This window comes from Sulfurihydrogenibium yellowstonense SS-5 (genome assembly GCF_000173615.1).
Taxonomy (GTDB): domain Bacteria; phylum Aquificota; class Aquificia; order Aquificales; family Hydrogenothermaceae; genus Sulfurihydrogenibium; species Sulfurihydrogenibium yellowstonense.
Genome location: NZ_ABZS01000074.1, coordinates 1 through 7769 on the forward strand (window position 1 = coordinate 1; position 7769 = coordinate 7769).

General features: G+C 33.5%; 6 protein-coding genes and 1 other RNA gene. 2 read left to right on the forward strand and 5 right to left on the reverse strand.

Annotation, left to right across the window (positions count from 1 at the left end):
• From ssrA to dapA, 5 genes are all read right to left on the reverse strand, one after another.
• Window positions 1-200: a transfer-messenger RNA gene (ssrA, locus tag SULYE_RS08820) on the reverse strand; the annotation flags it as partial.
• Between the two features lie 292 nt (window positions 201-492).
• On the reverse strand, window positions 493-1791 hold the full coding sequence (locus SULYE_RS04145; RefSeq protein WP_007546816.1) for an amidohydrolase: 1299 nt from the start codon (window positions 1789-1791) through the stop codon (window positions 493-495).
• Window positions 1791-3338: an ATP-binding protein gene (locus SULYE_RS04150; protein ID WP_007546819.1), complete on the reverse strand. Its 1548-nt coding sequence runs from the start codon at window positions 3336-3338 to the stop codon at window positions 1791-1793. Before SULYE_RS04150 ends, SULYE_RS04145 begins: the two co-directional genes overlap by 1 nt.
• Before the next feature lie 4 nt (window positions 3339-3342).
• Window positions 3343-5601 (reverse strand): phosphoribosylformylglycinamidine synthase subunit PurL, encoded by a 2259-nt coding sequence (gene purL, locus SULYE_RS04155; RefSeq protein WP_007546821.1) that lies wholly within the window; start codon window positions 5599-5601, stop codon window positions 3343-3345.
• A gap of 395 nt (window positions 5602-5996) precedes the next feature.
• Window positions 5997-6878 carry a 4-hydroxy-tetrahydrodipicolinate synthase gene (gene dapA, locus SULYE_RS04160; protein ID WP_007546822.1) on the reverse strand — a complete coding sequence of 294 codons (882 nt, stop codon included), beginning with the start codon at window positions 6876-6878 and terminating at the stop codon, window positions 5997-5999.
• A 73-nt stretch (window positions 6879-6951) separates the two neighbouring features.
• Between dapA and tsaE the strand changes: the two genes are divergently transcribed.
• Window positions 6952-7347 (forward strand): tRNA (adenosine(37)-N6)-threonylcarbamoyltransferase complex ATPase subunit type 1 TsaE, encoded by a 396-nt coding sequence (gene tsaE / locus SULYE_RS04165; RefSeq protein WP_007546823.1) that lies wholly within the window; start codon window positions 6952-6954, stop codon window positions 7345-7347.
• 309 nt (window positions 7348-7656) lie between these two features.
• On the forward strand, window positions 7657-7769 hold a 113-nt coding region (locus SULYE_RS08025), incomplete at its 3' end, for a redoxin domain-containing protein (protein ID WP_007546824.1).

Here is a 7769-nt window from a genome sequence, read left to right on the forward strand (position 1 = left end):
GGAGGTTGGAAAGGCTCTATCCCGTATGTCTTACGCCCTATCCCAGCCTACGGGCAAGCCAGGTAGGACGTCGCTGCGTTAATTAAGCAGCGAGAGCGATTTCGCGTTCGGGAATTGTTTTGTTTTGGTTTTTTACGTAGTGACCTTCTACGGCATGCTTCCCTTCGCTCACCGTTTGCCGTCGAACCCGTATCGCCCCCATATTCAATTGATAATAATATATTTAAATTTAAAATAATTTCAAGAGTTTGTGTAATCCAATCATAAATTCGTTCATTTTAATGTTTACCAACAAATACTCGCCTATTTACTGAGACTGCTTGCAAAAATCCACGTTGTCATTCTGAGCAAAGCGAAGAATCTTATATTTTTCTTTTCAAGTCAAAAAATCAAAAAAGAGATCCTTCGGACTTCGTCCTCAGGATGACGGAAAGGTAAACTTGCAAAAATTTTGGAACACTCTCGGCAAAATTTAAAACACCATCTTAATATTTAACTTAAAATCTTTTCTCTCCACTTTTTAGCTATTGATAAAACTCTTTGTTTTTCTACAGTTAAAACTTCTTTGTTTTCAACTACAACCTTTCCATTTATTAATACAGTATCAACATCACTGCCTTTTGATGAATAGACTATTTGTATGTATGGGTCAAAAAGTGGCTGTAAGTGTGGTTGATTTATATCAATTATTATTAAATCTGCGTACTTACCAACTTCTATGCTTCCTATTTTCTTGTCTAATCTAATTGCTTTTGCTGCATCTCTTGTTGCCATTGCTAAAACTTGTTTTGCAGGTAAAACTGTTGGATTTAAGTTATATCCTTTGTGTAATTTTGCAGCGGTAGAAAGCTCGCCGATAATATCAAGGTCATCGTTTGAGGCTGTTCCGTCAGTTCCAAAAGAAACAATTACTCCTTTTTCTAACATTTTTGGAACGGGTGCAATTCCTGATGCTAATTTTAAATTACTCTCCGGACAGTGGGCAATCTTAACATTTTTTTCTGCTAACAGCTCGACCTCTTCATCTGTAGGATGAACCATATGGGCTGCTAAAACTCTATCATTTAAAACTCCAATATTGTTTAGATGTTTTACAGGTGTATCGCCATATCTGTTTTTTATATCTTCAACTTCATGTAAAGTTTCTGATACGTGTATGTGATATGCAACGTCATAATCTACTGCAACCTGCATGGATTTTTGTAGCGTTGAAGGACTACACGTATATGGTGCATGTGGTCCAATTGCTGGATATATAAACTCATCATTTTTATACTCTTTTATAAAATCTATGGTTTTTTGGATTCCTTCGTCTGGTGTTTTTGCTCCTGGAGTAGGAAAATCAAGAATTCCGGTAGTCAACACAGCTCTCATATGTGCGGATTTTACAGAATCAGCTACTGCATTTTCGTAAAAATACATATCAACAAAACATGTAATACCATTTCTTAACATCTCATAACATGCTATATCTGTACCATCTTTTACAAACTCGTAACTAACAAACTTTCCTTCAACTGGCCAAATATACTGTTCAAGCCACACTTTTAAAGGGTTATCGCTTCCATATCCTCTAAGCAGTGCCATTGCAGCATGGGTATGTGTGTTTATAAATCCGGGTAATACAATATTTCCATTTGCATCAATCACTTCTCTACTTTCTAAATTCTCTTTATTTTCTCCTACTTCTGCGATTTTTCCATCTTTTATCGCAATATATCCATTTTTATATTCTGTAAAGCTTTCATCCATTGTTAAGACCCAAGCATTTTTAATTAACAAATCAAACATCAATCTGCCTCCTGTATTTTTTTATAATCAAAATCCGCTATGTTTCTATCTTTCTTGCCAAACTCAATTCCAATCAAATAAACTTCTTCATACTTTCCTAAATACTTTTCATAATATTTTTTCTCTTCAACCTGTTTTAAAGCTGTTTTTTCTGGCTGGTCTTCTACTACTTTGAACTCTATGATGTACGCTTTGTTGTTGTAGATTATTGTTAAATCTACTTTACCTTTATTAGTAGTATCCTCTGCGATTGTTTCAAATCCTGCTCCACTAAATAAGGCATAGACAATAGATGCATAAAAGCCTTCATAGCTTTCTAAATCATTTTTCCTATACCAATCATATGGTATGCTTGCAAAAAATCTGTGTAAGATGTCTTTGAGTTTTTCTATTTGATTGTCTCTTAAGGCTTTTTCTAACTCATTTTCTGTCTTATCCTTTAAGCTACGGTCAGGAACAAAATGTAGCAAAAAGAAATTATTTAAACTTACTTTTACTTCATAGTTTGGATATGAGAGTGTATAAACTTCTCTGTATAGTCTTCTTTCTACATTTTTTATTGTCAGATATCCTGTTTGAAATAGTAGATTTTCCACATACAAACTATCAATATCAAGATTAGATAAAAGCTCTTCTCCTACTTCTAAGTTTTCTAATTCTGGTAAATAATAATTGTATTGTTTAAAAAGTTTGATTAAAAACGTAGGCGTTCCTGTTTCAAACCAATATGGACGGAATTGTCTTTCTGCAAAAAGCAGTAGAATATCAAAAGGATTGTAAACCTTTTCTCCAAGCCAGCTATAGCCGTTATACCATTTTTTTACTTCTTCTTTATCAAAATCTTTTATCCTGTCTGCAAATACAGCTTCTAAATCTGTTTGTGTATATCCGCAAATAGTAGCAAATTCAGGACTTAGTGTTATATCTCTTAACTGGTTTAATCCACTGAAAATAGATACTTTAGAAAATCTTGATACTCCTGTTAAAAATGCAAGCTTGATGTATGGGTCTGCTTTTTTCAATGCTGAATAAAGGTCTTTTAATATTTCTCTATTTTCTTTTGCATACTCTATGTTTTCTATTGCATCTAAGATTGGTTTATCATATTCATCTACTAAAACCACCACTTGTTGGTTATATTTCTTATACAAAGCATAAATAAGCTCGCCGAGTTTACCGCTAAATGTCTGAAAAGTAATCTCAACGTCAAACTCTCTCTGTAGGCTAATAAACATTTCTGTTAGTTTTATTTTTAAATCTTCCGGTGTCTTAATATTTCCTTCTGTAAAATCAATTTTTATTACCGGATGTTTTTTACTCCAATCCCATTTGTCATAGATATACAAGCCTTTGAATAGCTCTTTATTTCCCGAAAATGCTTCTTTGACTGTATCCAAAAACAAAGATTTTCCAAATCTTCTTGGTCTACTTAAAAAATAGTATCCACCTTGTTCTAATTTCTTTATGAAAGGTGTTTTGTCTACATAGTAGCAGTTTTCATTTATAATCTTTCCAAAAGTTTGAATGCCTATAGGTAGTTTCTTCATAAAGCTAAACCATTAATTTACTAAATCCATTTTCATGCAAATTTTTCAAATTGCTTAAAGGCTCTTCAAGTATGACTTTACCATTAACTTTTAGTAAAATCTTATCTTCTTCTAAAACTTTACCGACAACTTTGAAGCCTAATCCTAATTTTTTAGCCTCTTCTTCTAATATTTTCAAATCATCTTTTTTTAATGATATAACTACGATAGACCTTAGCTCGTCAAAGAGTTCAAAATCCGGTCTGTATTTTGTTTCTATGTTTAACTCTAAACCAAGTTTTTGACCCTCTCTAAATGCTGGCTCTAATAAAGCTGTGATTAGTCCACCATCGCTAACATCATGGGCTGATTTGATTTTATATTTATTTTTATGGATAAATTCCATCAATTTTTTTTCTGTTTCAAGGCAAATTTGTCTAATGTCTCCCGCTACTGTATTAAAGATTTCTTTTAAATACTCACTTCCTGCTATGTTTGGCTCTTTTTCTGTTTCTCCAACGATTGCTATCAAGTCTCCCGCTGATTGATAGAATGACGGTATTGCTTCTTCTACTTTATCTAATACTCCTACTGCAACCACTATTGGCGTTGGATATACGTTTATTCTCTTATCTGACAATACTGTTTCATTATATAATGATACATTTCCGCTGATGACCGGCGTATTTAGCTCTTTACATGCATCAGCCATTCCTTTTGTAGCTTGTTCAAACTGCCACATGATTTCTGGATTTTCTGGATTTCCCCAATTTAAGCAATCTGTTATTGCAAGCGGTTTTGCTCCTGTTATATAAACATTTCTAATAGCTTCAGCTACAACCCTTTTTCCGCCTTCGTATGGGTCTAAGTAGACGATTCTACCATTTCCATCAGAAGATATTGCTATTCCTTTCTCTGTTTTTACTTCCGGTCTAACCACCCATTTTAATCTTAAAACTGCACTGTCATGCCCGGGTTTAAAGACTGTATTTGTTCCTACTTCATGGTCGTATTGAGAGTATACCCATGATTTTTTAGCAACTGTTGGAGATGATAAAACTTTTTTTATGGCTTCAGCTAAATCTACTTCAGGAAGGTCATTTTGATTGAATGATTTGACTTGCTTTAGATACTCAGGCTCTTTTCTTGGTCTATTATACACGGGTGCATCATCTACAATGGCTGAGATTGGAAGGTCTGCAACCTTTTCTCCTTTGTAGAATACTTCCATTCTTTTTGTATCTGTTGTTTCTCCAATTACTGCTGCTTCAAGTCCATGTTTTTTAGCTATTTTTATAACTTCTTCTACATTTTCATCATTTACTGCATAAAGCATTCTTTCTTGAGATTCTGATAATAATATCTCGTAAGGCGTCATTCCTTCTTCTCTAAGTGGAACATTTTCAAGATAAACCTTAACACCCATTCCGGATTTTGCCCCAAACTCTGAAGTTGAACCTGCAAGTCCCGCAGCTCCAAAGTCTTGACATCCTTCTATTAATCCTTTTTCCATAACTTCTAACGTACATTCAATTAATCTCTTTCCAAAGAATGGGTCGCCGATTTGAACGTTTGGTCTTTTTGATTCGCTTTCTTCACTAAATTCTGCCGATGCCATCGTTGCACCATGGATACCATCCCTTCCGGTAGAAGACCCTACCATTACCAATTTTTGACCTATTTTTGTAGCTCTTGCTCTAAATATTTTGTCTTTTTCTAACACTCCAAGACAGAAAGCATTTACAAGTGGATTTCCTGCATAAACTTCATCAAATACAACCTCACCACCTACGGTAGGAACTCCTATACAGTTGCCATAAAATCCAATTCCTTCAACAACTCTTTTAACAATAGGCTTAGCATCTTTTATTCCTTTTCTTGTGCCATCTTTTCTTATATCTCCAAATCTCAAACTATCCATTAAAGCTATTGGTCTTGCACCCATTGATAATATATCTCTGATAATTCCACCAACACCTGTTGCTGCTCCATGAAATGGCTCAATATATGATGGATGGTTATGAGACTCTATCTTAAAAGCAACTGCATATTTATCATCTATTTCAACAACTCCAGCGTTTTCACCCGGTCCTTGAATAACCCAGTCAGCTTTAGTTGGAAATACTTTTAAAAATGGTTTTGAAGATTTATATGAACAATGCTCACTCCACAAAGCTCCAAAAATTCCAAGCTCTATTTCGTTTGGTTCTCTACCTATCAGCTCTACAATTCTTTTATATTCTTCAACATTTAACCCATGGGCTTTTAAAATTTTTTCTTCCATTGATTGCTCCTGACTTTATTAATTGAAAATTATTATATCATTTGTAGAGTTATGGGACGAGGCTGTAAAAATTATTAAAAAATTTTGAAAAGGTAAATAAGGACAATTTTAATCTGTTATCTAAAAGAGCTTGGATTTATATATATTTTTTGGTACGTTATTGTGTAAAAGCTATATAAGTGTTTAGATAGAATGAATTGAAGAATGTATTGGGGTGAGAAATTGAGTAAAAACAAGAAATTTTTCGGCGGCTGAGAATGACAATACATTATCTTCCAAATTCTCACCCTTTTCTGTAATGGTAATTCATGAATTATTTCTACTTTCACTTTATGCGTCATCTTAAGACTGTAAGTCCGAAGAATCTCTTTTTAGATTCTATAAAGATGCCATCCTCACTTTATTAACGAATGTTTTCTGAGAACTTCCTTTAATTTCTCTTCGTTAGATTTAGACATTGTATAAAGTGGAAGTCTTAATTCTAAGCTTTCTATTAAGCCCATGAGATATGCAGCTGTTTTTACAGGAATTGGATTTGTCTCAATGAATAAAACTTTAAATAAATCCCAATACTGATTATGAATTTTTTTAGCCTCTTCAAACTTTCCTTCTAATGTAAGCTTGCACATCTGAGATATTTCTTTTGGAATTATGTTATTAGCTACAGATATAACGCCCTTTGCACCTACTGCCATCATCGGTAGTGTTAATGCATCATCTCCGGATAATATTAAAACATCTTCATTTGTCAAGGATATAGTTTCTGAAACCCTCGCTACATTACCTGTTGCTTCTTTTATTCCAATAACGTTTGGAAAGTCGCTATACAATCTTGCAAATGTTTCAGGCAGCATATCAACGCCGGTCCTTGATGGTATGTTGTATAAAATTAGTGGTATGCTTGTCTCTTCTGCAATTGCTTTGAAATGTTGATAAATACCTTCTTGTGTTGGTTTGTTGTAGTATGGTACAACTTGCAGTGAAGCATCAGCCCCTACTTTTTCTGCAAACTTTGTAAGAGTAATGGCTTCATGAGTTGAGTTTGCACCCGTACCGGCAATTATTGGAATTCTTTTGTTTGCATACTCAACCGCAAGCTCTATTAACAATTCATGTTCTTCATATGTTAAAGTGGGGGATTCTCCTGTTGTTCCTGCTACAACTATAGCATCTGTTCCATTTTCTATATGAAATTCTATTAATCTTTTTAATCCTTGTCTATCGAGCGTACCATCTTTAAATGGTGTAATTAAAGCAACAACAGAGCCATAAAACATAATAAAAAGCCTCCAAGTTTGAAATGTTAAAATAATTATAACTTATTCTATAAATATTTTTTAAGGTTTTTGAATGGAAAGAATCATAGTAAAGAATTTGGAAGAATTAGATAAACTAACAAAAGAGATTGCTAAAAATCTAAAAGGAAATGAGATAATACTCCTGGAAGGAGACCTTGGAGCTGGTAAAACTACATTTACAAAGTATTTACTAAAAAATCTTGGAGTTGATGAAGATATAACCTCTCCAACCTTTACAGTCATGAATCAATATGAAAGTCCAAATTTTGATATCTATCACATCGATATGTATAGAGTTAATGATATCGATATTTCTGATTTAATTGGCAATGGTTTAATTATAATTGAATGGCCAAAATTTGAAGTAAGATGCGATGATTGTAAAATTATTAAAATAAAAATTGAGCCATTAGAGGATGATTCTCGTATTTTTGAGATTAGTCAATGAAGCTGCTTATAAAAGCCTGCATCGTCAATCTGTAGCCGGCGAAGAATCTTGACCTCAAAGATGTCATTCTACAGCCGGCGAAGAATCTCCTTTTTCCTAAATTTTTAAAAAAAGAGATCCTTCGACTTACAGCCTCAGGATAACACGGAAAGGTAAGCTTACGAGAATTTTGGAACACTCTTGTAGAAAATTTGATTTTATAATATCTTATGTTATAATTTACTGTAAATGTGTAACACATAGGAGCTAAATTTAAGTTATGGCTGATGAAAAATTTAAACGCAATAGGTCTGAATGCCCATTTAAGGTGTGATTGTAATAGGAATTAGCCAAGACACGGTTGAAGAACATAGAGAGTTTAAACATAAATACAACATAAATTTTGAACTTTTATCCGACCCTACGTTGGAAACAATAAAAGG